20 protein-coding genes and 1 riboswitch are annotated in these 26,265 nt (G+C 38.6%); of the genes, 6 read left to right on the top strand and 14 right to left on the bottom strand.

Annotation, left to right across the window (positions count from 1 at the left end; genetic code table 11):
• Nucleotides 1-94 precede the first annotated feature (94 nt).
• The 4 genes from AB3I34_RS01925 (at nucleotide 95) to AB3I34_RS01910 (ending at nucleotide 4,144) form a co-directional block, all read left to right on the top strand.
• The gene (locus AB3I34_RS01925; RefSeq protein WP_002357749.1) at nucleotides 95-1,216 is read left to right on the top strand and encodes a hypothetical protein; all 1,122 of its coding nucleotides are present in this window, start codon (nucleotides 95-97) and stop codon (nucleotides 1,214-1,216) included.
• Between the two features lie 297 nt (nucleotides 1,217-1,513).
• Nucleotides 1,514-1,714, top strand: a complete 201-nt coding sequence (locus tag AB3I34_RS01920) for a cold-shock protein (protein ID WP_002357750.1) — start codon at nucleotides 1,514-1,516, stop codon at nucleotides 1,712-1,714.
• A 155-nt stretch (nucleotides 1,715-1,869) separates the two neighbouring features.
• Complete coding sequence (locus AB3I34_RS01915; protein ID WP_010817250.1) at nucleotides 1,870-3,075, top strand: YdcF family protein; 1,206 nt, start codon at nucleotides 1,870-1,872, stop codon at nucleotides 3,073-3,075.
• A gap of 16 nt (nucleotides 3,076-3,091) precedes the next feature.
• Entirely contained in the window at nucleotides 3,092-4,144 is a 1,053-nt protein-coding gene (locus AB3I34_RS01910) for an AI-2E family transporter (RefSeq protein ID WP_002357754.1), read from the top strand.
• Nucleotides 4,145-4,163: 19 nt separating this feature from the next.
• Here the strand turns inward: AB3I34_RS01910 and AB3I34_RS01905 are convergent, their stop codons facing one another.
• Nucleotides 4,164-6,575 (bottom strand): hydroxymethylglutaryl-CoA reductase, degradative, encoded by a 2,412-nt coding sequence (locus AB3I34_RS01905; RefSeq protein ID WP_010712394.1) that lies wholly within the window; start codon nucleotides 6,573-6,575, stop codon nucleotides 4,164-4,166.
• A gap of 185 nt (nucleotides 6,576-6,760) precedes the next feature.
• Here AB3I34_RS01905 and AB3I34_RS01900 point away from each other — a divergent pair, with 185 nt between their 5' ends.
• Complete coding sequence (locus tag AB3I34_RS01900; protein WP_002357756.1) at nucleotides 6,761-7,912, top strand: hydroxymethylglutaryl-CoA synthase; 1,152 nt, start codon at nucleotides 6,761-6,763, stop codon at nucleotides 7,910-7,912.
• A gap of 72 nt (nucleotides 7,913-7,984) precedes the next feature.
• Here AB3I34_RS01900 and AB3I34_RS01895 read toward each other — a convergent pair whose 3' ends face one another.
• From AB3I34_RS01895 to AB3I34_RS01875, 5 genes are all read right to left on the bottom strand, one after another.
• Nucleotides 7,985-8,767: a hypothetical protein gene (locus AB3I34_RS01895; protein WP_002394413.1), complete on the bottom strand. Its 783-nt coding sequence runs from the start codon at nucleotides 8,765-8,767 to the stop codon at nucleotides 7,985-7,987.
• Between the two features lie 123 nt (nucleotides 8,768-8,890).
• Nucleotides 8,891-9,493, bottom strand: a complete 603-nt coding sequence (gene dhaL, locus AB3I34_RS01890) for a dihydroxyacetone kinase subunit DhaL (protein WP_002360441.1) — start codon at nucleotides 9,491-9,493, stop codon at nucleotides 8,891-8,893.
• A 12-nt stretch (nucleotides 9,494-9,505) separates the two neighbouring features.
• The gene (dhaK, locus tag AB3I34_RS01885; protein ID WP_002357760.1) at nucleotides 9,506-10,489 is read right to left on the bottom strand and encodes a dihydroxyacetone kinase subunit DhaK; all 984 of its coding nucleotides are present in this window, start codon (nucleotides 10,487-10,489) and stop codon (nucleotides 9,506-9,508) included.
• A complete protein-coding gene (gene dhaM, locus AB3I34_RS01880) occupies nucleotides 10,490-10,888 on the bottom strand; it encodes a dihydroxyacetone kinase phosphoryl donor subunit DhaM (protein ID WP_010712393.1) in 399 nt (132 codons plus the stop codon). It abuts the gene before it with no gap.
• A gap of 12 nt (nucleotides 10,889-10,900) precedes the next feature.
• Nucleotides 10,901-12,040 carry a glycerol dehydrogenase gene (locus tag AB3I34_RS01875; protein ID WP_010712392.1) on the bottom strand — a complete coding sequence of 380 codons (1,140 nt, stop codon included), beginning with the start codon at nucleotides 12,038-12,040 and terminating at the stop codon, nucleotides 10,901-10,903.
• 160 nt (nucleotides 12,041-12,200) lie between these two features.
• Between AB3I34_RS01875 and AB3I34_RS01870 the strand changes: the two genes are divergently transcribed.
• Nucleotides 12,201-13,187, top strand: a complete 987-nt coding sequence (locus tag AB3I34_RS01870) for a PocR ligand-binding domain-containing protein (protein WP_002382271.1) — start codon at nucleotides 12,201-12,203, stop codon at nucleotides 13,185-13,187.
• 112 nt (nucleotides 13,188-13,299) lie between these two features.
• Here the strand turns inward: AB3I34_RS01870 and lpdA are convergent, their stop codons facing one another.
• The 8 genes from lpdA to AB3I34_RS01830 form a co-directional block, all read right to left on the bottom strand.
• Complete coding sequence (gene lpdA, locus AB3I34_RS01865; protein ID WP_002357765.1) at nucleotides 13,300-14,706, bottom strand: dihydrolipoyl dehydrogenase; 1,407 nt, start codon at nucleotides 14,704-14,706, stop codon at nucleotides 13,300-13,302.
• 7 nt (nucleotides 14,707-14,713) lie between these two features.
• Nucleotides 14,714-16,333, bottom strand: coding sequence for a dihydrolipoyllysine-residue acetyltransferase (locus AB3I34_RS01860; protein ID WP_002357766.1), 1,620 nt, complete (start codon nucleotides 16,331-16,333; stop codon nucleotides 14,714-14,716).
• A 142-nt stretch (nucleotides 16,334-16,475) separates the two neighbouring features.
• Nucleotides 16,476-17,453, bottom strand: coding sequence for an alpha-ketoacid dehydrogenase subunit beta (locus AB3I34_RS01855; protein ID WP_002357767.1), 978 nt, complete (start codon nucleotides 17,451-17,453; stop codon nucleotides 16,476-16,478).
• Nucleotides 17,454-17,455: 2 nt separating this feature from the next.
• Nucleotides 17,456-18,571 (bottom strand): pyruvate dehydrogenase (acetyl-transferring) E1 component subunit alpha, encoded by a 1,116-nt coding sequence (gene pdhA / locus AB3I34_RS01850; protein WP_002357768.1) that lies wholly within the window; start codon nucleotides 18,569-18,571, stop codon nucleotides 17,456-17,458.
• Nucleotides 18,572-19,169: 598 nt separating this feature from the next.
• Complete coding sequence (gene mgtA / locus AB3I34_RS01845) at nucleotides 19,170-21,809, bottom strand: magnesium-translocating P-type ATPase (protein ID WP_002382269.1); 2,640 nt, start codon at nucleotides 21,807-21,809, stop codon at nucleotides 19,170-19,172.
• Nucleotides 21,810-22,005: 196 nt separating this feature from the next.
• Nucleotides 22,006-22,173: riboswitch (M-box (ykoK) riboswitch) on the bottom strand.
• Between the two features lie 81 nt (nucleotides 22,174-22,254).
• Nucleotides 22,255-22,836, bottom strand: coding sequence for a TMEM175 family protein (locus tag AB3I34_RS01840; RefSeq protein ID WP_002392546.1), 582 nt, complete (start codon nucleotides 22,834-22,836; stop codon nucleotides 22,255-22,257).
• Between the two features lie 169 nt (nucleotides 22,837-23,005).
• Nucleotides 23,006-24,619, bottom strand: a complete 1,614-nt coding sequence (locus AB3I34_RS01835; protein ID WP_010712390.1) for an alpha-glucosidase — start codon at nucleotides 24,617-24,619, stop codon at nucleotides 23,006-23,008.
• Between the two features lies 1 nt (nucleotide 24,620).
• Nucleotides 24,621-26,246 carry an alpha-glucosidase gene (locus tag AB3I34_RS01830; protein ID WP_010712389.1) on the bottom strand — a complete coding sequence of 542 codons (1,626 nt, stop codon included), beginning with the start codon at nucleotides 26,244-26,246 and terminating at the stop codon, nucleotides 24,621-24,623.
• Nucleotides 26,247-26,265: the final 19 nt, after the last annotated feature.

Below are 26,265 nucleotides of genomic sequence, written 5' to 3'. Positions count from 1 at the left end.
TTTAGATCCTTTAAAGCGTTTTCTTTTATTGAACATATTGTTTTAAACATTCGATTTCCTGTGCTACACTTACTTTTAGAAGGGGGATTTTATTATGGCAAATCAAAAAAAAGATAGCTTATCAACATTATTTTCTGAAGAAGTTCATGGACCGTTTGTTACTTTCTTGTTTAACACCCATGTCGCTCATCAAAACGTAGAAAAAGATTCGCTTGTTTTGAAAAATTTTGCAAAAGCGGCAAAAACACGCTTTGAAAAAAAATTTCCTGAGGAAAAATGGGCCGTTTTTCAAGAAAAAATTGACGCACTTCTAGCTGATGCTTCCTTCTGGCGCAACGGCACAGCAAGTGTTTCAATCATCTTATCTCCAGAGAACACCTTTGTTCAACGATTAGATGTGCCCGTTGACGATCAATATTACGTGGACACGATCCCTTATTTACTTGGACTAGTCAAAGACAAACAATTTAACTACCATTATTACCTACTTGCTCTAAATCGCGATTCAATGAAACTTTACAAAGTCGATCATACGACTGTGACTCCTGTTGAATTGCCTAAAGATGCACCAACAGACGTGGTCACAGCTTTAGGTGATGAATTAACGGGGGGTAATTTAAACTTTTCAACTCAAGGTAGTTCTAACGGTTCTAAAGAAGGTGTCGCTTATCATAGCATCAATACTAAAGATAAAGAAGTTGAAATTGATTGGGTGAACTACTATCAAGCAGTCGATACTTTCTTAAAAGATCAACTGGATAATCCTGAAAAATTACCGCTTTATCTTTATGCTTTACCAGAAAACCAAACACTCTTTAAAAAGATTGCTAAAAATCCTTATTATGATTGCTCAATTTCAGTTGCTGCTTCACCTGCACAAGCAACCATTCAAGATATCCGCAGCGCTAGTGAAAAAATAGCTGCAGAGTTAACAGAAAAAGAAACAGCTTCTTATAACAAATTACTAGATCGTAAATTCTTAGATCAATTTACAGATATTTCGCCAGCGGCAGCTGACGGCAAAATTTCCCATCTTTTTATTGCAACGTCACTCTTTGTTACTGAAAACAATGAAATGTCATCTGAAGAGTACGATCGTCGCAAACTTTTAAACACCATTGCTTACCAAGTCATTCAAAACGGCGGTCAAGTTTTTGTTTTAGACCAAAAAGCTGCACCAGATGAAAAATCCTTAGCGGCTATCCTCCGTTATTAAAAACAGGCAAAAAGCCCATTGTAAGAAAGCGCCTTACAATAGGCTTTTTTTCTGAGTCTTATTGAAACAGCACTATAACAGCCTTATCTTCACTTTCTAGTTTTTAAAAAACATCCGATAAAAAAGAAAATAAGGTTATCGCTATACAAAAACCAGTTAGTATGCTATAGTAATAGATGTAGTTTTTGTTCGGTAATATGGGTAGCTGTTTCAAATAAACATCTTCCACATTTTTCACCTTTCAAGTAATTGCAAAATATGAATGTGTTATAACACACATCTAGGAGGATATTTATTATGGAAACAGGTACAGTAAAATGGTTTAACTCAGACAAAGGCTTTGGCTTCATCACTGCAGAAAACGGAAACGATGTATTCGTACATTTCTCAGCTATCCAAGGTGACGGCTTCAAAACTTTAGAAGAAGGTCAAGCAGTAACTTTCGAAATCGAAGAAGGTCAACGTGGCCCTCAAGCAACTAACGTTACTAAAGCTTAATTAAACAATACTGACTCAAAAACCTGACGTTAATCGTCAGGTTTTTTTTATAAAAAAAAGAACAAGAAAACTTTCTGAAACTAAGTGCTTCCTCTATTTTTTTTGAAGAGTTTTCGTTATACTGAAGAGGAAAAATGTTTTAAAGGAGTTTATTTATGCAATTTTATGGTGATTTAACCTTTTTAGGTGTTTATTTATTGGGTCTCTTTTTCATTCCCTCGTGGCGGAAAAAGAAAAAAGAACACGATTGGTTGCCGTGGATGTTTGGCTGGACTGTCTTTATGTTCTTCTCATATGTTTTATATTTAGAAATCATTCGTGGTACAGCCTTCTTTTTAATCCCCATTGCTTTTTTTGGCTTGTTTGCGCTCTTCTACTTCAAAGAAAAAAGGCGTTTACTGAATGGAACATTATTTAATATTTTTCTTGTGGTTCTAGCGACTTATTTAGGGATTACTGCGATTCGTACAAACAACTACTTTTTAATAACCTTAGCAATTATTGCAATTCTAGCTATTTTAATTGCTTTGGCTCTAGGAATCTATGCTTTAATTATTTTCCTCTATTGGAATGCGGTCGTTGTTATGAGAAAAGAAGGTCGGTCTCTAGGGAACTTGTTGACGTTGTTGCTGGCAATTGGCTTAACATTACTATTAATTTATAATTTCTTTTTTCAATCGTTGTTACCAACTTGGCTCTCCTTACCCTTAACTATTGCGCCATTTATTTTGACTTATTTCGCGTTTGTTTTTTATAATTTTTTAACTGTTTCTACGTTGTATCAATTTAATCAGCCAAAATATACACAGGATTATATTGTTGTGTTAGGTTCGGGGTTAATCAATGGTGAGATTGTGCCGCCGTTATTGCAAGCCCGCATCAACAAAGCCATTCAATTTTACAAGGCTCAAAATCGCGCAACGTTAAATCCACCAAAAATCGTCATGTCTGGTGGCCAAGGTCCCGATGAATTACTTCCTGAAAGTGTCGCGATGAAAATGTATGCTTTGACACAAGGTATTCCTGATGATGATATTTTAGTAGAAGCTCATTCAAAAAACACACTAGAAAATATGCGTTTTTCCAAAGAAACAATGATTGAGGATTTTGGAAATGCTAATTTCCAAGCCATTTTTACTACAAACAATTATCACCTTTTCCGAGCGGGTCTTTTCGCTCGAATGGCTGGCTTAAAAGCTGATGGCATTGGTGCAAAAACCGCTTTTTATTTTTTACCTAACGCGTTTATTCGAGAGTTCATCGCCATTGTAGTGATGTACAAACGCCGCCATATTATTGTTTGCGGCCTAGCTGCCATCGGTATGGTTATGTTATTCTTAACAGGATTGATTATTCAGTAAAGAAGGAGTTTCCCCTATGAGTTTGTATCAAAAATTTATTCAAAATGAACGTTTGCGACGTTTTTGCGTCCTTGCTTTGATTATTTTTGTGCTTTATTTATCCAGAAGTATGATTACAACCATTCTTTTAACATTTATCTTTACCTATTTAGCTGTTCGTTTGGTCCATTTTGTTCAACGCTATATGAAAATCCCGACGATTGTCATCGTTCTCTTAACCTATGCATTGGTTGTTTTTCTAATCTATCTAGCGATTACTAAATATGTTCCCGTTCTAGTTAACCAAACGACTCAAATGATTAATTCTGTAGTTGATTTTTATCAAAGTCCACATACAGATACAAATCAAGTATTGCAATTTATTGATCAATACTTGGAAAAATCTAACTTACTCTCTCAACTCCAGAATGGCGCTTCAATGATTTTACGCTACATTCAAGATATTGGCGCTGTCGGCTTATCATTTGTCATGTCCTTTATTTTAAGTTTCTTCTTTATGATTGAGAAGAAGCAAATGGCCGATTTTTCTAAGTTATTTTTAAAAAGTGATTTTGATTGGTTTTTTCAGGATATCTATTATTTCGCCAACAAGTTCGTCAACACATTTGGTGTCGTAATGGAAGCTCAGTTTTTCATTGCTGTGGTGAACACAGTCATTACTACTTTGGCCTTGGCGATAATCGGCTTTACTCAGTTACCTAGTTTAGCCATTATGATCTTCATTTTGAGCTTAGTCCCAGTTGCTGGTGTGATTATTTCCTGCATTCCGCTAAGTTTCATCGCTTATTCCCAAGGTGGCTTGAACGATGTGATTTATATCTTAGCTTTAATTACAATCGTCCATTTATTTGAATCTTACGTGCTAAATCCTAAATTCATGTCTAGTAAAACAGAGTTACCAATCTTTTATACGTTTGTCATTTTATTAGTTAGCGAGCGTCTCTTTGGTGTATGGGGACTTATTGTAGGAATCCCTGTGTTCACTTTCTTCTTAGATGTCTTAAAAGTAAAACCGATTCGTGGCCTGAAACGGCTACCTAATGTGAAAAAAAACAGTTCAGCAGAATAATTTCTGCTGAACTGTTTTTTTATTGTTTTCTTAAATCATTTAAAATAGCCAAGGCTCGGTCTTGGTTCATCGTTTTTTGACGTTTTAATTGTTGAGCGACTGCCTCAACTTCTTTACCAGTAGCTCCGACCGTCATCGCTAAAGAACGTGCTTGTAGAGCCATGTGTCCTTTTTGAATTCCTTCAGAGACTAAGGCCCGTAACGCCGCTAAATTTTGTGCCAAACCAACAGCCGCTACTACTCGACTTAGTTCTTTTGCATCCGTCACTGCTAACAAATCAGCGGCTGCTTGAGATTTAGGTAAGACTTTTGTGGCACCGCCAACCGTGGCTAAAGCAAGCGGAACTGAAATTTCACCAATTAGTTGTTCGCCATCCAGCGTCCAACTAGTCAAGCCTTGGTAGCGACCTTCTTTCACCGCAAAAGCATGACAAGAAGCGCTAACAGCGCGTGTATCATTTCCTGTAGCTAAAACTACAGCTTCAATGCCATTCATGATCCCTTTGTTATGCGTGACTGCCCGATAGGGATCTAATGAAGCATAGCGTGAAGCTAAAACAATTTTTTCAGCAATTTCCCGGCCATTGATCCCCTTACTTAAACGTGAAACTGGAATAGCCGTTTTCATCGTAACAACCGACTCCGTTGCGTAATTACTTAAAATACTGAATAAAATCTTTTGCTCCGCAAACCATTCACGGAACAACTCGGCCACACCTTCCAACATAGCGTTAACGATATTTGCCCCCATTGCATCCTTAACATCTACTAAAAAGTCGACAGATACAAATGATTCATCAAAAGCACGATACTGCAAATCTCTTAAGCCGCCGCCCCGTTTAACGATAGATGGATAACTTAACTCTGCTTGTTGAAAAATTTCCGCTTCTCTTACTTGTAGTTTATCAATCAATGACTCGGGATCTGCAACATCGTAAAAAACGATTTGTCCACGCATTAAACGTTGTTGATTCACTGTTTTAAATCCTTGTGCTATTTTTGCACCATTACTCAAAGCCGCAATCACTGAGGGCTCTTCTGTCGCCATTGGTACCAAATAATCAGTTTCGTCCACTGTTAAATGTAAGCCAACGCCCATCGGCACTTCTGTTTCACTGATTTGATTTTCAATCATATGATTGGCAATCTGCGAAGATAAAGCCGTATTTTCAAATTCTTTTTTTGTATCAGCAGAAATCTGGCCTTCATTAAGAAGAGAAGCCAGGCGTTCCTCAGGACTCATTTGATAAAATCGGCTGTTTTTTTTTTGCTGAGGTCTCTCTAGTAGCATAGCGAGTCCTAAGCCACCGCCGATACATAAAGAAGCCACTCCATATTTCTTTTCTTTTTGATTTAATTGATAACTTAAACTTGTTAATAAACGAGCACCTGTGGCACCAATCGCATGACCTAATGAAATACCGCCACCATAAATGTTAACCTTCTCCTCTGGTAAAGCCAGCTCTCTTTGGACCACAATTGAAGTTGCTGCAAAAGCTTCGTTGATTTCATACAGATCAATTTCTTCCGTAGTAAGTTGATTCCGCGTTAACAGTTTTTGAATGGCTTTAATCGGCGAAATTCCCATATAGGCTGGATCAATACCGACTTCCACACTGTCTCGAATAATAGCTAAATAAGGAAGACCGTGTGCTTCGGCATATTCTTGTGAAGCAATAATCAAAGCAGAAGCCCCATCATTAATGGTTGATGCATTCCCTGCTGTTACAGTACCGTCTTCTTTAAAAACAGTTTTAAGCGTTCCTAGCTTCTCGACGCTCGAATTAGGGCGAATCCCTTCATCTTTCTCCACAAGCGTTCCTGACACTTCTAATGGGGCTATTTCGTCCGCGAATATCCCTTCTGCTTGTGCTTGAGCTGCTTTTAATTGTGAATGTACAGAAAATTGATCTTGCTCTTCTCTAGTTACATGATACTTTTCGGCCACATTTTCAGCAGTTAAGCCCATTGCCTGACCACTAAAGGCATCCGTTAACCCATCATACATCATACTAGAAAAAGGCGCATCGTAGCTTTCTGTTTCGTAATTAAATCGTTGTAATTTAGGTGCTTGGGACATATTCTCAATCCCACCAGCAATTAAAACTTCCGCTTCTCCTAATTGAATCAATTGTTTCGCCAAAATAACGGCCTTCATGCCTGATCCGCAGACCTCATTAACCGTCATGGCGGGAATTTCATGAGACAAACCGCTGTTTATAGCTATTTGTCGTGCGGGATTTTGGCCATTTCCAGCTTGTAAAACATTTCCAAAGATTACTTGATCAATTTCTTCAGAAATAGTGGAATGTCTTTTTAAAAGTTGTGTTGTAACATGTGTTCCTAAGTCTACGGCACTTACTTGACTTAAGCTGCCTTTATATTTTCCAATTGGTGTTCGTAATGCATCAATAATAACTACTGTTTTCAACTAAATGCACCTCCATCTTGAAATATATCATAAAATCCCAGAATCACAAGTGCCAATTACTGAATGTTAACAGACTTATAAGATATTTTTTAATAATCTATGAAGTTAATACAAAAATTCCCCATTTTGGTTCATTTCGTGCTATTTTATATAATGAATCTATTTATCGTAAAGGAGTTAAAGAAATGACAATTGGGATTGATAAAATTAGTTTTTTTGTGCCCCCTTATTATATTGATATGACGGCACTGGCTGAAGCCAGAAATGTAGACCCTGGAAAATTTCATATTGGTATTGGGCAAGACCAAATGGCGGTGAACCCAATCAGCCAAGATATTGTGACATTTGCAGCCAATGCCGCAGAAGCGATCTTGACCAAAGAAGATAAAGAGGCCATTGATATGGTGATTGTCGGGACTGAGTCCAGTATCGATGAGTCAAAAGCGGCCGCAGTTGTCTTACATCGTTTAATGGGGATTCAACCTTTCGCTCGCTCTTTCGAAATCAAGGAAGCTTGTTACGGAGCAACAGCAGGCTTACAGTTAGCTAAGAATCACGTAGCCTTACATCCAGATAAAAAAGTCTTGGTCGTAGCGGCAGATATTGCAAAATATGGCTTAAATTCTGGCGGTGAGCCTACACAAGGAGCTGGGGCGGTTGCGATGTTAGTTGCTAGTGAACCGCGCATCTTGGCTTTAAAAGAGGATAATGTGATGCTGACGCAAGATATCTATGACTTTTGGCGTCCAACAGGCCATCCGTATCCTATGGTCGATGGTCCTTTGTCAAACGAAACCTACATCCAATCTTTTGCCCAAGTCTGGGATGAACATAAAAAACGAACCGGTCTTGATTTTGCAGATTATGATGCTTTAGCGTTCCATATTCCTTACACAAAAATGGGCAAAAAAGCCTTATTAGCAAAAATCTCCGACCAAACTGAAGCAGAACAGGAACGAATTTTAGCTCGTTATGAAGAAAGCATCATCTATAGTCGTCGCGTAGGAAACTTGTATACGGGTTCACTTTATCTGGGACTCATTTCCCTTTTAGAAAATGCAACGACTTTAACCGCAGGCAATCAAATTGGGTTATTCAGTTATGGTTCTGGTGCTGTCGCTGAATTTTTCACTGGTGAATTAGTAGCTGGTTATCAAAATCATTTACAAAAAGAAACTCATTTAGCACTGCTGGATAATCGGACAGAACTTTCTATCGCTGAATATGAAGCCATGTTTGCAGAAACTTTAGACACAGACATTGATCAAACGTTAGAAGATGAATTAAAATATAGTATTTCCGCTATTAACAATACCGTTCGTTCTTATCGAAACTAAGTATTTATATCCCCCGATTCAATCAACAAAAGAGCTAGACATTCAAGTTTTTGCTTGAATGTCTAGCTCTTTTTATGAAAGCCAAACTTCTTTGACCCCGTCTGTCACGGCGATACCATCTGTCAAAGCTAAACGTTGTGAATAAGAAACGTAGCCATAATAAACATCAACACCGCCGCCATTGTTCCAAGTAACAGTGATTTTAACATTTGGAGTAATCGATTTTGTAGCTGGTTGGGTCGTCGGGCGATAACTAGTCGTATCATAACTTAAAATAGTGCCCGAAGCTCCACTTATTTCGGCTTTTCCTGTGTAAATTTCGCCATTCGTATTCGTCTGCGTGACTGCTCCATTCGCTTCAATGATTAAACCCGCTTGCTTTTGATCTCCTCGTGGATAATAAAAAAGATACGTGGTTGCCCATTTAGCAAATTCATCTGGAATCGGTTTAAGTGATTCCGTGGGTGCCGGACTCGACTTCGTTTGCTTTTCAACCGCGACTTCTTCTTGTCTTTTTAAGCCTTCATTATTTTGATTATTTAGTTTCTCAACCGTTTCTTTAACGATCGAATAGTGAGGTTTCCCTAAATCGCTAACAGGGATCGTAGCTAATTTTTCTTCTGATTCTTTATATTGCCCCTCTGCCGTTAACTTTTTAGCTTCTGTAATAATGGCATCATACTTGGTTTGGTCTACAGAAGAGGATGTGCTTTGTCCCGTAGCTTCGACTTGTTTTGTGACACTGGTTTTTTCCGTGGTCACGTCTGACGAATTTCCACAAGCACTTACAAACATTGAGCTAACGATTAATAAACATCCCACAATCACATGCTTTTTCATCTTTAAATCCCCCATTGGTCTATCTTTGTTATTTTTTGTTACTTAAATTATCCCATAGATGAACAAAAGAAACCATTATTTATAAAAAAGTTTAGCAAGCGCTTCAAGAGAGGCACTTGCTAAACTTTTTTCTCACTGTTATTGATTGATTACTTTGACTAGTTCTTCAAATAATAATGCACTAGATGCTGCTCCTGGATCAATATGACCAATTGCTCGTTCCCCTAAATAAGAGGCACGTCCTTTTTTCGCCACCCAATCTTTTGTTGCTTCAGCAAATTGTTCAATTTTTTCTTCATTAAATTGTTCCGTTCCAATTACTTCAGCAACAGGTGCCCAGACATCAACCATCGTTTTATCTCCTGGTTCAGCTTTGCCCCGCATCTGAATCCCAGCTAGACCTTGCTGAACAATTTCTTTTAATTGCTCTGGCGAACTGATGGTTTCCAAATCTTTTGTCGCTTTAGTCATATTCATAAACGCAGTACCATATAAAGGACCAGAAGCTCCGCCAACTTTTGAAATCAAGGCCATGGATAGGACTTTAAATGTCTCCGTGATTGTTGTTGGTACTTTTTTGTCAAACGCAATTTTGTATTCAGCCATACCACGAGCCATGTTGTTACCGTGATCCCCATCACCAATCGGCGTGTCTAATTCACTTAAATAGTCTTTTTTTTCTTCAATAACTTTTGAATAATTGTCTAACCATGTTTGAATGTCTTTTACTGTTAATTCCATCTTTTATCACCCTTACCAAGAAATTGTTGTTACATTGCTTTCTAGCGCTGTTTGCCAGTCTTTTGTCGCCAAGTCAATCATCGTTAAAGATAAACCTTGCATGTCAATAGACGTCATATAGTTACCCACTTTATGGAAGGTCACTTGAACACCTTTATCTTCTAATAATGTTAGCACGTCGTTCATAAATACAAATTGTTCCATTAATGGCGTGCCGCCCATGCCATTGACAAGTACCCCCACTGTTTGTGGTTGTTGTTCATAGCTACTTAATGTTTTTTCAACTAATTCTTTCGCTAACTCTTTCGATGGTTGGATTTTTTCACGACGATAGCCTGGTTCTCCGTGAATCCCTACGCCAAATTCAATTTCATCTTCTGGTAAAGTAAAACCTGGTTTGCCAACTTCAGGCACAGTGGCTGCTTTTAAAGCCACTCCAATTGTTTTCGTGGCTGCTACAATCTTTTCTCCTAAAGAAACGAGCTCTTCTAAAGAAGCACCTTGGCGGGCATGATGTCCTAAAATTTTATGGACAAGAACAGTCCCGGCAACGCCGCGTTTTCCAGCGGTATAGGTGCTATCTTCGACAGCAATATCGTCATCGACAACGACCATTTCTACATGAATGTCTTCCATATCAGCCATATCTTTGGCCATTTCAAAGTTCAAAATATCGCCTGTATAATTTTTTACGATTAACAGAACCCCGGCCCCTTGGTCCGCCGCTTGGATCCCTGTTAAAATTTGATCTGGTGTTGGTGAAGTAAAGACATCACCTAAAACTGCGGCATTTAACATTCCATCACCAACAAACCCAGCATGTGCAGGCTCATGACCACTTCCACCACCAGATACTAACCCAACTTGTTTGTTTGAGTCGTTGCGAGCAATCACGCGAGAATCTTCGACTTGATGAACAAGGTTTCCATAGCTTTTCACAATTCCTTGGAGCATTTCTTCAACAATTTTACCAGGTTCATTAATAATTTTTTTCATTTAGTTCCACCCTTTCTTACCAGCATTTTGAGCTTCTGCTAAAATTTGCGTCAAATCATCTGAGACACCTGCAGTAATTGCTGCCGCAAAGGCACCTTCAACCAATGGGGCATCGACTAAATGATAATGTTTCTGTTGGTCTTCTTCTAGCATATCAAAAGCTAATTCTGAACTTAAAACGGCACTGCCTAAATCGGCAAAAATTAAAAATTCTCGGTCAGAGTCCGCTTCGTTAATCGTGTCAATGATTTTCATTGGATCTGAACCTAATGAACCATCTGATGTGCCACCAAGTGAATGAATCTTAATTTCTTCACTGGCATTCATCTGTTCAATCATCTCTTTAATACCATCTGTAATCATTTTGCTATGTGAAACGAGTAAAATATCTGCTTTCATGTGGACACTTCCTTAATCTAATTTATGTCTTGTTTTATATTCTTGTCCGACTTTATCTGCAACAATGATTGCATTCGCTACTTCTTCAACGACAATTGGGAATGGCATTGAATGAATTGATTCTTCTGGAATGCAAGCAATTTTGGCTACTTCCAACGCTTCTTCATAAGTGATTCCATCGACACCAATGTCTGAAAGCGTTAACGGTAAACCTACAGAAGCGCTAAAGTCTAAAACAGCTTCTAATTCGTCTTTTGCTGCATCTTCTAATACAAGTTGTGCAATCGTTGCAAAAGCTACTTTTTCACCATGTAAATAACTGTGCGCACCAGGTAAGACTGTCATACCGTTATGAATCGCATGCGCTGCAGCTAAACCACCACTTTCAAAACCTAAGCCTGAAAGTAAGATATTTGTTTCGATAATCTTATTCAATGATTCAGTAACCACGTTTGCATCACAAGCTAATTTCGCTTTTAACCCATCTTCCTGTAGGTTTTCCCAGCAAAGTTTCGCCATGGCCAAAGCTGCATATGTGCCGCTAGCAGCGGGCGTTAAGCCTTCTCTTGAACCCATTGGCAAACTAGCATTAACCCGAGAATATGAATTGTGTGTTGCGCGTGCTTCAAAATATGTGGATAAGGCATCCCCCATTCCAGCAACTAAAAATCTAGTTGGCGCTTTGGCAACCACTTTTGTATCAACCATAACGACACTTGGACTTTGTTTAAAGTAAGCATAATCATCAAATGAGCCATCTTCATGATATAGTACAGCTGAATGCGAAGTTGGTGCATCTTGAGCCGCAATCGTTGGTACAATAATTAAGTTTTCACCTTCTGCTACGACTTTTGAAGCATCGATTGCTTTACCGCCACCTAAACCAATGATACAGTCTGCTTGTTCTTTTTGTCCAACGTTTTGCAAGCGCTTTGTTTCTTCACGCGTTACTTCTCCACTAAAGCCGCCCTCTACGAAGGTAATGTCAAACTTTTTCGCTGTTTCTTCCAATTGCGGACGTACACGATCAACGTCAGCAGGATTTGCAATTAGTAACGCTTTTTTTCCAAAAGTTGAAACGAAGTAACCTAAGTTTAGTAATTCATCTTCCCCTTGAACATATTTCGTTGGTAAAATCAATGCTTTTCTCATGTTGATAGCCTCCTATATTTTGTTTACATACATAGTATAAAACGCTTTCATCCAAAAAGCATTGAACTTTTGGTATCGTTTTCTTGCAAAAAATGATAGAATTATTTTGTGAAATAATAAAATATTATGATTTTTAAACTTTAGATTGAAGGATTGCCATATGACTGTAGAATTAAAAAATATTTTAGATTTAGAAAAGTGGGAAAAATTGCAAGAATCATTGGCCTTAAGCACTCGTTTAGCCATTATTTTAGTCGATTATAAAGGTCGTCCTGTGACGAAACATAGTCAAGTTCAACCCTTTTGCCAACTGGTACGTCACTCCCCTGAGCTCTCGAAACTTTGTGAAAAATGTGATGCTCGTGGTGGCTTGGAAGCTGTTCGCACTGGTCAGCCTTTTATCTACCGTTGTCACTTTAACATCGTTGATATGGCCATCCCCATTATTGTTGATGACCAGTATGTAGGAGCCATTATGGCTGGTGAAGTTTTGCTCGAAGATCACCAAGAAGAGTTAGAACAGGTTTTAACCATGAATGATGCCTTCATTCAAGAATTTTTAGTAACACACCAAGAGCTGTATCAACAATACCCTGTTTTAGAACTAGCAGACTTAGAAAAGAGCGCGACATTAATCGCTGATCTAAGCCAATATATTATTTCTGAAGCCATCAAAAAAGATTATTTAATCAATACGTACAAACAATCCTTACAGATTAGTTCGCGAAAAGAAGAACTGGAGCCATTAAATATGATCCAAAAAGATATTCAACAAACTTTATTAACTGCTCAATTAACTCCTTCAAGTGCCTATCAAACTAAAAATAAGCAATTACAACCGGTTTTAGATGCCCTTTGGGAAAACAAATCGCTGCGTTTAAATTTACAAGAACTGGCAGACCTTGTTCATTTGACACCGACGTATTTAAGTCGTTTATTAAAAGAGGAGTTTGGTATTCCCTTTAGTCAATTTTATCGACAATTAAAAATCACATGGGCTAAACAGCTTCTTTTGGAGACAGATAAAACGATCGCCCAAATCAGTGAAGATTTAGGGTTTGTTGAAGATAGCTATTTTGTCCGTATCTTTAAACAAGAAACGGGTGAAACACCTCTTAAATACCGTAAAAGAAAGAACAGAGCATAAAAAAACAACGACTCCGAGAAGTCGTTGTTTTTTTACACCTTTTGCTCTTGCTGTGGCTAATGCAACAAGTGCAAAAGGCGCATTATATCTGTCGTGCGACAAAGTGATACTATTAAATATGAATTGGTAAACCTAAAGCCAATTCAGCTGTATCCATAGTAATTTCGCCCAATGATGGGTGTGGGTGGATTGTTAAAGCAATGTCTTCTGCATTCATGCCAGATTCAATAGCTAAAGCTAATTCAGAAATCATGTCACTTGCACCGACACCGGCAATTTGTGCACCGATGATGACATTGTCTTCTACAGTTGTAACTAAACGCATGAATCCTTCAGTTTTATCTAAAGAGATTGCACGGCCGTTACCAGCAAATGGGAATTTGTAGCCTTTTGCTTCGATTCCCGCTTCTTTTGCTTCTGCAACAGTCATACCAACGCTTGCCAATTCTGGATCAGTAAAGGCAACAGCTGGCATTGCTTTGTAATCAACTGCAACTTTCTTACCAGAAATTGCTTCAGCAGCAATTTTTGCTTCGTAGCTTGCTTTATGCGCTAACGCAGCACCTGGTACGATGTCGCCGATTGCGAAGATGTTTTTCACGTTAGTACGTCCTTGGTTGTCAACTGGGATTAAACCACGTTCGCCAATTTCAACGCCCGCTTGTTCTAAGCCTAAGTCGTCTGTGTTTGGACGACGTCCAACAGTGACCATTACGTAATCTGCTTCAACACTTTCTTCTTTTCCGTTAACTTCATATTTAACAGTGACGCTATCGCCATTGTCAACAGCTTCTTTAGCCATTGCAGAAGTCACGATTGTTACGTTTTTCTTCTTGAAGTCGTCTGTGACAACTTTAACCATATCTTTTTCATAAGTTGGTAAAATTGATGGGCTACCTTCTAAAATTGTTACTTCTGAACCTAAGTTAGCATAAGCGCCACCTAATTCAGCACCGATGACACCGCCACCGATAATAACGAATTTTTTAGGAACTTCTTTTAAGTTTAAACCGCCTGTAGAATCTAACACGCGTCCGCCAAATTTGAATCCTGGGATTTCAATTGGACGAGAACCTGTTGCTACAATAGCATTATTGAATGAGTAAGTTTGTGCTGAGTCTGGGTGAATAACACGCAATGTATTTTCGTCAACGAAGAATGCTTCGCCTTCAATAATTTCTACTTTGTGTTTTTTCAATAACATGCCAACGCCGCCTGTTAATGATTTAACAACTGTGTTATCTTTCCAGTCTTGTGTTTTTGCAAAGTCTAATTCGACTCCTTTAGCTGTTACACCAAAAGTTGAAGAATCTTGTGCTTCTTGGTAATGATGTCCAGCAGCAATTAAAGCTTTTGAAGGAATACATCCAACGTTTAAACAAACGCCTCCGATGTATTCACGTTCGATAATCGCAACTTTTTGACCCATTTCTGCGGCACGAATTGCGGCAACGTATCCTCCAGGACCAGCTCCGATTACGACTGTATCTAGTTCAATGGCGAAATCTCCTACTACCATTTGTTAATCATCCTTCCATTAATAGTAATTCTGGATCAGCTAATAAGCGTTTAATGTTGTTCATTGCTTTTTGAGCAGTTGCGCCGTCAACGATACGGTGGTCAAAGCTTAATGATAATTTCATCATGCGTCCCACAACGATTTCGCCGTCTGCATTAACAACTGGTTCTTGTGCAATTGTACCAACGCCTAAAATAGCAACTTCAGGGTAGTTGATTACTGGTGTAAACCAGCCGCCACCGACTGAACCAATGTTACTAATTGTGATTGTACCATCACGCATATCTTGTGCAGTTAATTTGCCTTCGATAGCCAATGCTGCTTTTTCGTTGATTTCATCAGCGATAGCAAACATGCTCTTCGTATTAGCATTTTTAACATTTGGTACATATAAGCCATGATCTGTATCAGTAGCGATACCAATGTTAAAGTAATTTTTGTAAACAATTTCTTGTGCTGCGTCATCAATTGATGCATTCAAGATTGGGAATTTTTGAACAGTTGAAGTCAATGCTTTTACAACGTATGGTAAGAATGTTAATTTTGTACCATTTGCAGCAGCAACATCTTTAAATTTCTTACGGTGATCCCATAATTTAGAAACTTCTACTTCATCATGTAATGTTACGTGAGGAGCAGTGTGTTTGCTGTTAACCATTGCTTTAGCAATTGCTTTACGTGTTGGTGTCATTTTTTCACGTGTTTCCATTTCGCCTAAATCAGAAGTAAAGGCTTTTGGCGCTGCTTTAGGTGCAGCTGCTTCCGCTTTAGGTGCTGCTTCTGTTGCGGCAGCTTCAGTAGCTGGTGCTGCTTGAGAGCCACCAGAAACAAAGGCATCAATATCCGCTTTAATGACACGGCCACCTTTACCAGTTGCAGTTACTTGTGTAATATCAACGTCTTTTTCACGCGCATACTGACGAACAGACGGCATTGCTAAAACGCGTTTGTTTGGATCAGCGGCTGCAACTACGCCTGTTGAAGCGGCTGGTGCTGATGCTTCCGCTTTAGGAGCGTCAGTAGCTGGTGCTGCGGCTGCCGGTGCTGCTGAATTATGACCAGGTGCGTCAATTTCAACTAACACGTCACCCACATTGGCAACTGTTCCTTCTGGTACAACGATATTTTTTACAGTACCTGTTACTGGTGATGGAATTTCTTCTACTGATTTGTCATTTTGTACTTCTAATAATGAATCATCTTCATTAATTGTATCGCCAGCTTTAACGAACCATTTAACGATTTCGCCTTCGGCAATTCCTTCACCGATGTCTGGTAATTTAAATTGGAAAAATCCGCCAGCTGCTTCGGTTGTTGGTACAGCAGCAGGTTGTGCTGGTGTTTGTTCTTGTGCAGGAGCTGCCGGTGCTGCATCGTTATCTTCGTGACCAGGTGCGTCGATTTCGATTAACACGTCACCAACGTTTGCAACTGTTCCTTCTGGTACAACGATATTTTTTACAGTACCTGTTACTGGTGATGGAATTTCTTCCACTGATTTGTCATTTTGTACTTCTAATAACGTATCGTCTTCGTTGATTGTATCGCCAGGTTTTACAAACCATTTAACGATTTCGCCTTCGGCAATCCCTTCACCGATATCCGGTAATTTAAACTGATAAGCCATTTTTTAAGTCTTCCCTTCTTCGTTGGATCTGTCTATTTTCTTAGGAGCAAAACGCGGGGAAACGACTATAGTAGCTGAACATTTCATGCCTATAGCCGTATTCCACCTGTTTAATTCTTCGTTTATCTACTTCGAATAACTATTAAAATTCGACGATTTCTCTAGCTTTTGCTTCGATATCTTTCGCATTTGGTAACCAGATATTTTCTGCTTGTCCGAATGGGAAGATTGTATCTGGAGCAGATACACGTCCGATTGGTGCTTCTAATGATAATACGGCACGTTCAGAAATTTCAGAAACAACCATAGCGCCAACGCCAGCTTGTTTTTGTGCTTCTTGAACGACAACCACACGGCCAGTTTTTTCAACAGAGTTAATAATTGTTTCCACATCTAAAGGAGCCACTGTACGTAAATCAATGATTTCTGCTGAAATATTGTCTTTCGCTAAGCTATCAGCTGCTTTAATCGCTTCACGAACCATAGCGCCGTAAGTGATGATTGATACGTCTGTTCCTTCACGAGTTACAGCCGCTTTATCTAAAGGCACTTCATAAGCTTCGTCTGGCACTTCCTCACGGAATGAACGGTATAATTTCATGTGCTCTAAGTAGACAACTGGATCGTTGCTGCGAATAGATGAAATTAATAGTCCTTTTGCATCGTAAGGGTTTGATGGAATAACAACACGAACACCTGGTGATTGTGCGATTAATCCTTCTAAGTTATCTGAGTGAAGTTCTGGTGTATGAACACCACCACCAAATGGGGCACGAACAGTAATTGGCATATTACGAGTTCCACCCATACGGTAACGCGTACGAGCCATTTGACCAACGATTTCGTCAAATACTTCAAAAACGAAACCAAAGAATTGGATTTCAGGAACTGGACGGTAACCTTGCAAGGCAAGACCGAAAGCCAATCCACCGATACCAGATTCAGCTAAAGGTGTATCGAAGACGCGGTCTTCACCAAATTTTTCTTGTAAACCTTCAGTTGCACGGAAAACCCCACCGTTGTTACCAACGTCTTCACCGAAGATTAAGACATTTTCGTCTTTCTCTAATTCAAGAGCTAAGGCATCTGTAATTGCTTGGATCATAGTTTTTTGTGCCATTTTTATTTCGACTCCTTCGCTTCATAAAATGCAATTTGTTCTTTAATTGTTTGAGGTTGAACTTCAAACATATTTTTCAAGAAATCAGAAACTTTTTGTTTTGGCGCTTTATCCGCTTCTGCAATCGCTACTTTGATTTCTTCTTTTGTTTTTTCAATAATTTCTTCTTCTTTTGCTTCAGACCATAAGCCTTTATCTGTTAGATATTTACGGAAACGAGTCAATGGATCTTTTTGTACCCATTCGTCATCCATTTCTTTTGAACGGTAACGTGTTGGATCGTCTCCAGATAAAGTATGTGGACCATAACGATAGGTTAATGTTTCAATTAAAACTGGACCGTTTCCTGCAGCTGACCAATCGCGTGCTTCTTTTGCAATTGCGTAAACTGCTAATGGATCCATACCATCAACTTGAATACCAGGAATTCCTGCTGCAACAGCTTTTTGAGCTAAAGTTTTAGCCGCTGTTTGTTTTTCACGAGGTGTAGAAATCGCAAAACCATTGTTTTGGATAATGAAGACACCGTTTGCTTGGTAAGCACCAGCAAAGTTAATTGCTTCATAGAAGTCCCCTTGTGAAGAACCGCCGTCACCAGTATAAGTGAAGACAACATTTTCTTTTCCACGTTTTTTCAATCCTAAAGCAACACCAGCTGCTTGGATGTATTGAGCACCAATGATAATTTGTGGTGGTAATGCATTTAAATCTTCCGCGTAGTAGTTCCCTGCTACGTGACCACGAGACCATAAGAAAGCTTCTCTTAATGGTAAACCATGTTGTACTAATTGAGGTACATCACGGTAACCTGGTAGTAAGTAGTCTTCTTTTTCCATTGCAAATTGACTTGCCAATTGGCTTGCTTCTTGTCCAGCTGTTGGCGCGAAGAATCCTAAGCGTCCTTGACGGTTTAATGCAGTAGAACGTTGGTCTAACACACGAGACCAAACCATGCGTGTCATTAATTCAACTAATTCCTCATCCGATAAATCAGGTACTAAATCTTCATTCACAATTTTTCCATCTTGATCCAAGATTTGGAAAGTTGGGAAATCAGCGTCGACTTTAGCCATTAGCTCTTTAAAGTCAATAGGTTTTTGTTTCTTAGCCTTTGCCATTTTGTCACACAATCCTCTCTATTACGTTTCTTTAATTTCGATAAAAGTAAAACAGAGTGCGAAACTGTATTACTTTTTATCGACTACACTTAACAAATTATCACTAAATTCGAAAAAGCGCAAGAAAAAAACTCTAATTTCTTCATTTTTTCACAAAAGAGCAAAACCGCATGTTTTTGCGGTTTAGTGATAATTTTCACAAACAAGAAAACGGTTTCCGTTCTACACTTCTTCTGTACTATTTTTCTCCTAACTGTTATATTCTATTTTGAAAATATTATATAACAGTTCTATTAATTCGAGCTCTCTCATCCCCGAGCTGGCTAGTAATCTGATTTCCGAACTTTGCGTTTTCATGAAAATTATCTTGAAAAAACCAAAAAATAAAAACCGTCAGCCGAGTAACCTACTCAGCATGCGGTTTTTTATTTTTTAGAGAACAAAGTTTTTTTCGTTAATTTTTATTTTTTTTGGCTCGTTTTTTTGCCAAATACTTTACCTTAGGTTTTATCACGAACATTCATTGCGTAAAATCACCAAATTTTCGCAAAACGAGTAATACAGCTTAGCAATTTCTTTTCTCTTTCAGTAGATTTTACTAAATCCATTCCTTGGTAATTTTAATATATAAACGTTTAGCTACTTCAACAGTTAACATGTACGCAATGATGATTCCAAAGAACCATGGCCAGTAGTTAGCCGGAAGTTTCACAAAGTCAAAAACCTCTCTTATAGGCGTTGCTACAATCAGGAAACCGAGTAAAATTGCGCCTAAACTACTTAACATCACAGGCATTGACGCACGACTTTGAATGAATGGTATTTTCCGCGTCCGGACCATATGAACAACTAACGTTTGACTAACAAGTCCCACCATAAACCAACCTGTTTGGAATAAATGTTGAGTTGCCAAACTATTGGCGCTAAACACAAACCACATGACAAGATACGTTAGAATATCGAAAATACTACTTACTGGGCCAATACATACCGTAAATTTCGCTAGTCCGTTCGTTTCCCACCGAACAGGGCTTAATAACTCTTCTTCATCGACATTATCCCAAGGAATTGTCAACTGAGCCACATCATAAATCAAATTTTGAATCAAGAGTTGTAAGGAAAGCATTGGTAGAAATGGTAAAAAGGCACTGGCTACTAAAATTGAAAAGACATTCCCAAAATTAGAACTGATGGTAATTTTAATATATTTCATCATATTGCTAAATACTTTTCGTCCTTCAATCACACCAGATTCCAGTACATTTAAACTTTTTTCCAGTAAAATAATCGAGCTAGCATCTTTAGTAATATCAGCTGCAGTATCTACTGAAATGCCCACATCAGCTTTTCGTAATGCCGGTGCATCATTAATGCCATCCCCCATAAAACCAACCGTATGACCTTTTGCTTGTAGCAATTCAATAATTTTAGATTTTTGCATCGGATTTAATTTGGCAAATAAATTAGTTTCTTCCACTTGCGCCCGCAACTCTTCATCTGTCATTGCTTCAATTTGAGAACCTAATAACACATGGGAAACTTCAATACCTACATCTTTACAGACTTTTTTGGCGACAATGTCATTATCGCCCGTTAGCACTTTCACGTTGACACCATGTTCATGTAAGGAGCGGATAGCGCTGACAGCTGACTCTTTTGCTGGATCAAGAAAACCCATAAACCCAATCAATGTCATCTCTTTTTCATCTTCAACTGAATAAACTGCTTCTTTATGGACATCTTTTTTAACAGCTACCGCTAACACACGCATCCCTTGTTTGTTCATTTGAACATTCACTCGGCGTAGTTCTTCTCGTACAGCAGTGCTTAATGGTACAATTTCGCCATTAATTTGCGCATGCGTGCACACTTCTTCCATTTCTTCCACGGCGCCTTTCGTGATCATCAATTGATGATCATCTGCATTCACGACAACCGTTAAGCGGCGTCTGGAAAAATCAAAAGGAATTTCATCAATTTTAGTGACATTTTTAAACGGCGTTTTCCATTGATGCTCTTCATAAAAATTAATAACGGCAATATCCATTAAATTTTTCCAACCTGTTTGATAAGAAGAATTTAAGTAGGCTAAATTTAGAACTTCGTCACTCAAATCACCTAATGGATTCAAATGTTGAACCAAAACTACACGATCTTCGGTAATCGTTCCAGTTTTATCTGTACAGAGCACATCCATACCACCCAAATTTTGGATAGCCGCTAACTCTTTAACAATGACTTTATGTTTCGATAAGGATAATGCACCCTTGGCTAAGTTACTCGTAACAATCATTGGCAACATTTCTGGTGTCAAACCAACTGCAACGGCAATCGCGAAGAAAAACGCTTCGCCCCAAGCACCTTTAGTTAAACCATTAATCAAGAAAACGATTGGAAACAAAATCATTACCATTCGTAATAAAAACTTACTGACTTTTGCTAAGCCTAAGTCAAAACTGGTTTTTCCTCGTTGTGTTGTAGCATTTTTAGCAATATCACCAAAAAATGTATGTTGCCCAGTTTTTAAAATAATCGCTTTTCCTTGTCCACTCAAGACATCTGTGCCCATAAACACTAGGTCTTGCATATCTAATGCAGAAACCTCTGTTTGTTGACGATCCACACCTGCATCCACAAATTTTTCGACAGGCATGGATTCGCCTGTTAGCGACGATTGATTAACGAATAAATCTTTGGTCCAAATCAACACGGCATCTGCAGGAATCATGTCTCCTGTAGCTAAAGTTACAATGTCTCCTGGAACAATTTCGTCCATTGGAATTTCTTTCGTAATCCCTTCCCGTGTCACTGCAGCGGTATTTTCAATTAATTCTTTTAAATCCAAACTCGCTTTTTGAGAACGATACTCTTGTATAAAAGCAATCAAGACACTGGCTAAAATCATCACGCCCATCACGATAGCGGCTTCGAAGTCTTTCGTTAAAGTTGAAACGACCATCAATAAGGCTAAGACATAGACAAACGGATCTTTGAATGCACTTAAAAATAAAATAATTGCTGGGGTTGGCTTTTGTGCAGAAACTTCGTTTGGTCCAAATTCCTCTAATCTTTTTTCGGCATCTTCATTCGAGAGTCCTTTTTCAGATGTCCGTAATTCCATCATTAATTCCCGTTCAGAAAGCAAAGCCAATTTACGTAATTCTTGATCTTTGGTTGCTTTTCTCATATCCATTGTTTTTTTGTTCATCATTTTCTTTTCCTCCAAGGTTGTGGTCACCTGCCGAAAAGAGCGCTAAAATCTTCTCCTTTCATTGGTGACTGTATTTTGTTTCTCTGTTCACTTCCAGGGTCTTCCATGACAGTCATCCTTTCTTTTTCTTATTTATACTTCCAGTGAATAATTGCTTTTTTGCCAAACACACAAAAAAGGACCTACTCAACAATAGAGTACGTCCCAAAATACCATCTTTAAATAAGATTCTCTATCGTTGAGCTTTAGCACTATAGGGCGTAGATAACATGTATCAGCTACATTATGAATAACCTTCACGATTATTCCTGTTCAACCAACTAAGGGTCTCTCGATCCTTTCGCGGCAGCAGCATTTGTCCAAATAGGAGCCTCACCTAACAATTATTCAGTTTTTATCCACTTCTTATAATAGAGGAGTTTGACATTCTTGTCAAAAGATTTATGACTTTTTTGTTATAAATAAAAAATAACTACTTTAAAATTTCCTTTATTTCTGCTTTTCGCTCAGGAATAAACCACATGACTAAAACAATCGTATCAATAATCAGGACAGCGATTGGCGCTACTAGTTTGCCTACAATCAACGCAATAATATTCAACACAATCGAAAGCGTTAATTTTGGATAGTGGCCAAACAAACGTTGTACTTCGGATTTGGGCCCATTTGCCTGAATCAATGCCCGCACCACTAGATAATAAGCAACATCAGCTCCTAATACTACTAAGCCATACAAAGCTTGTGGCGGCCAAGAAAACGGATGTTCACCTACCCAACCAGTAACAAACGGGAAAAACGTCAACGTCAAAATTAATAAATTATTCATCCAAAGGACACGTCCATCAATTTTACGGACACTTTGAAATAAATGATGATGATTGTTCCAATAAATCAATAAAGTAACAAAACTAATTAAATAAATAATGATTTTGTGTCCAGATTGAGTCAGAGCAGACCAATCTGCTTTTTCAGGAATTTTTAATTCTAAAATTAATAACGTTAAAATAATCGCAATGACTGCATCTGTAAATGCTTCTACACGTGTTTTCGGCATCATTTCCCCCTACTTTCATAAAATTAAATAACTTACCCAAAGTAAGTATAACGCATTTCTGTAAAAATTCAATTATTTATGAAGTCTCTCGGTTGTTGAAGTTCCTAAAAACGAGTGCAAGAGTCCTACTTAAAAGTAAGCCTCTTGCACTCATTATAGAACAAATCAGTTATTGGAAGACCCCTGCCTGATAAGGTGCTAACCGCATCCGTTTCTCCACTGTAAACTCTTGGTTTCCTAACAATTGTTGCCACTTTCTGCCTAGTAATTTATTCGGCAAGTCAAATTGGCACTTTTCTCCACTTAAATTGACAATCACTAACGCTGTTGCCTCAGTTGTTTTTCTTAAAAAAGCAAAAACAGACGGATGATTGGGCGCTAATAGTTCAAACTGTCCATCTGTAAAGACTGGATTTTCTTTCCGCAACGCAATTAACTTTTTATAATAATTCAACACGGATTGCGCATCCGTTTCTTGGTCAGCCACATTTATTTCTTTGAAATTGGGATGAATTGCTAACCACGGATGCCCCGAGGTGAATGAACTTGCCTCTTGATTCGTCCACTGCATAGGCGTACGCGAATGGTCCCGCGTCCAATGCGCCACTTCTTTTAATGCTTGTTTCGCATCGTAGCCATTTTCTATAAGCAAACGATAATGGTTATGGGAATCTTTAGCATCTAACTCGTCAATCTGTTGAAACGGATAATTAACCATGCCGATTTCCTGTCCTTGATAAATAAACGGCGTTCCTCGCAAGAGCAAGGCGATTGTTCCAATCGCCTTAGCAGAATGAGAGGTTTCATTGCCTAAAATTGAATTGATTCTGGGATTATCATGATTTTCTACATATAATGCATTCCAGCCTTCTGTCCCTAAATGCTTTTGCCAGCGAGCCATTACTTTTTTATAGCCTAAAATATTTAACCGTTCTTCTCCTGGCTTCCCTTCTCGAACATTGTGCTCTAATTCAAAAATCATATTCAGATAGCCCGCATCATTGGTCCATTCCACCGCTTTTTTACTTGAAACGCCACTAGCTTCCCCCACTGTCATGATGTCATACTCAGCAAAAATAGCTTTCAAATCCAACATATAGTCTTCAATGCCTTTTACATTCATAAAGGGAGCCCATGGATTCGTGGTAATCTTAAAATTCCAAGGTTCTTTTTGGATATGACTAATCGCATCTAATCGGAAACCATCAATTCCCAAATCTAACCACCAGCGAATCATCGCATAAATCTCTTCACGAACTTTAGGATTTTTCCAGTTCAAATCAGGTTGCTCTTTTGCAAACACATGAAAATATGCTTGCTTTGTACCCTCGTCATACGTCCAAGTCGAGCCACCAAAAAAGCTTTGCCATTCATTCGGCATACGATCTGGTGTCGCATCGGCCCATAAATAATACTCACGATACGGATTATCTAAACTTTTTTTCGCTTCAACAAACCACGGATGTTGATCACTTGTATGATTGACCACTAAATCAAGAATAATCTTCAAACCTAATTGATGCGCTTGGTCCAAAAGTTCTTGAAAATCTTCCATCGTACCAAATTCTGGCTGAATCCCTTGATAATCCGCAATATCATAACCATTGTCAACGTTCGGCGAAGTGTAAATCGGATTTAACCATAAAAAATCGACCCCTAGTTCTTTTAAATACGGTAATTTCTCAATAATTCCCTGCAAATCACCAATGCCATCCCCGTTGCTATCTTTAAAACTCCGAGGATAAATTTGATAACCGACAGCATTTTTCCACCATTGGTCCATCTTATTGACTCACTTTCACAACAAATGCTTGCCAAGGCGCTAACGAATAGTCTACTAAAGCAGTGACATCTGTCGGCATATTTTCAATCATTACTTGTTCTACATGAACGTCTGCAGAAAATGGCTGAACTTTGTCAGAAAAGTTCGTTACAACAAGCCAGCGTTCCTCACCATAGGTACGATAAAAACTAATCACTTCGTCCACTGTTTCCAGCAATTCAAAGTCGCCCCAAACAATTAAAGGATGTTCTTTTCTCAAACGAATCATTTCTTGGTACGTATAGAATAGTGAATTTTTATCTGCCAAAGCAGCAGCGACGTTAATCGTTTGATAATTGGGATTAACATCAATCCAAGGTGTACCAGTCGTAAAGCCCGCATTTTTTTCAGCGGTCCACTGCATAGGCCGGCGTGCATTGTCGCGACCTTTAGTATTAATTTTCAGCAAAATTTCTTCTTTAGAATATCCTTTTTCTAGATACTCATGGTACATGTTAATTGTTTCGATATCCCGTGCTTCACGAATATCTGTAATCGGCGTATTGGTCATACCAATTTCTTCCCCTTGATAAATATAAGGTGTGCCTTTCATCATGTGCAGTAAAATAGCGAATAACTTACTACTTTCCAACCAATGTTCCTGATCATTTCCCCAACGTGAAATCATTCTCGGTAAATCATGGTTATTCCAAAATAAAGAATTCCAGCCATCATTTCCTAATTCTGTTTGCCATTTTGCAAAAACCTGTTTCAACTTGGCAACTTCCATTGGCTGAAGGTCCCATTTTTCTTTACCTGGTTGTTGATCCAAGCTCATATGTTCAAACTGAAAAATCATGGATAATTCATGACGCTCTGGACTAGAGTACATTTTTGCAATCTCAGGTGTGGCCCCCCATGTTTCACCTACAGTTAACAGCTCTTTGCCGCCAAATGTCGCGGCGTTCATTTCTTGTAAATAACGATGTAAATGAGGGCCATTCGCGGTGATCTCTTCTCCTGGAATTTTACCCACTAAGTCAATTACATCTAAACGGAAACCGCCAATTCCTTTATCAATCCAAAAATTCATCATCTCGTAAACCGACTGACGCATTTGTTGGTTTTCCCAATTTAAATCTGGTTGTTTTTTACTAAACAAATGCAAATAGTATTGCCCACTCGCTTCATCAAACGTCCACGCCGAACCCGAAAAGGCAGATTTCAATCGGTTAGGCACACCGCCATCTGAAGCAGGATCAGCCCATACATAATAGTCTCGGTAGGGGTTCTCCTTGCTTTTTTTCGCTTCAATAAACCAACGATGTTCATCTGACGTATGGTTAACCACTAAATCCATAATAATTTCAATCTTTCGCTTTTTCGCTTCCTCAATTAGACGATCCATATCCGCCATCGTCCCAAACTCTGTCATAATCGCTTCATAATCAGAAATGTCATAACCATTGTCATCATTGGGTGATTGATAAACTGGTGATAACCAAATAGCCCCAATGCCTAACGTTTCCAAATAATCCAATTTTTCAATAATTCCTGGTAAATCTCCAATGCCATCTCCATTGCTATCCTTAAAACTGCGAGGATAAATCTGATAAACCACGACTTCTTGCCACCAATGTTTTTCCATTCTTCTTCACATTCCTTTG

The organism is Enterococcus sp. C102(2024), from assembly GCF_040888205.1.
In the GTDB taxonomy this organism is placed as follows: Bacteria; Bacillota; Bacilli; order Lactobacillales; family Enterococcaceae; genus Enterococcus; species Enterococcus faecalis.
This window is presented reverse-complemented; position numbering and strand designations above follow the sequence as displayed.

Excerpts from the sequence above, each read along its gene's own strand:
- AB3I34_RS01925 (WP_002357749.1), top strand. The coding sequence starts at position 95 with ATGGCAAATCAAAAAAAAGATAGCTTATCAACATTATTTTCTGAAGAA.
- AB3I34_RS01920 (WP_002357750.1), top strand. The coding sequence starts at position 1,514 with ATGGAAACAGGTACAGTAAAATGGTTTAACTCAGACAAAGGCTTTGGC.
- AB3I34_RS01915 (WP_010817250.1), top strand. The coding sequence starts at position 1,870 with ATGCAATTTTATGGTGATTTAACCTTTTTAGGTGTTTATTTATTGGGT.
- AB3I34_RS01910 (WP_002357754.1), top strand. The coding sequence starts at position 3,092 with ATGAGTTTGTATCAAAAATTTATTCAAAATGAACGTTTGCGACGTTTT.
- AB3I34_RS01900 (WP_002357756.1), top strand. The coding sequence starts at position 6,761 with ATGACAATTGGGATTGATAAAATTAGTTTTTTTGTGCCCCCTTATTAT.
- AB3I34_RS01895 (WP_002394413.1), bottom strand. The coding sequence starts at position 8,767 with ATGGGGGATTTAAAGATGAAAAAGCATGTGATTGTGGGATGTTTATTA.
- dhaL (WP_002360441.1), bottom strand. The coding sequence starts at position 9,493 with ATGGAATTAACAGTAAAAGACATTCAAACATGGTTAGACAATTATTCA.
- dhaK (WP_002357760.1), bottom strand. The coding sequence starts at position 10,489 with ATGAAAAAAATTATTAATGAACCTGGTAAAATTGTTGAAGAAATGCTC.
- dhaM (WP_010712393.1), bottom strand. The coding sequence starts at position 10,888 with ATGAAAGCAGATATTTTACTCGTTTCACATAGCAAAATGATTACAGAT.
- AB3I34_RS01875 (WP_010712392.1), bottom strand. The coding sequence starts at position 12,040 with ATGAGAAAAGCATTGATTTTACCAACGAAATATGTTCAAGGGGAAGAT.
- AB3I34_RS01870 (WP_002382271.1), top strand. The coding sequence starts at position 12,201 with ATGACTGTAGAATTAAAAAATATTTTAGATTTAGAAAAGTGGGAAAAA.
- lpdA (WP_002357765.1), bottom strand. The coding sequence starts at position 14,706 with ATGGTAGTAGGAGATTTCGCCATTGAACTAGATACAGTCGTAATCGGA.
- AB3I34_RS01860 (WP_002357766.1), bottom strand. The coding sequence starts at position 16,333 with ATGGCTTATCAGTTTAAATTACCGGATATCGGTGAAGGGATTGCCGAA.
- AB3I34_RS01855 (WP_002357767.1), bottom strand. The coding sequence starts at position 17,453 with ATGGCACAAAAAACTATGATCCAAGCAATTACAGATGCCTTAGCTCTT.
- pdhA (WP_002357768.1), bottom strand. The coding sequence starts at position 18,571 with ATGGCAAAGGCTAAGAAACAAAAACCTATTGACTTTAAAGAGCTAATG.
- AB3I34_RS01840 (WP_002392546.1), bottom strand. The coding sequence starts at position 22,836 with ATGCCGAAAACACGTGTAGAAGCATTTACAGATGCAGTCATTGCGATT.
- AB3I34_RS01835 (WP_010712390.1), bottom strand. The coding sequence starts at position 24,619 with ATGGACCAATGGTGGAAAAATGCTGTCGGTTATCAAATTTATCCTCGG.
- AB3I34_RS01830 (WP_010712389.1), bottom strand. The coding sequence starts at position 26,246 with ATGGAAAAACATTGGTGGCAAGAAGTCGTGGTTTATCAGATTTATCCT.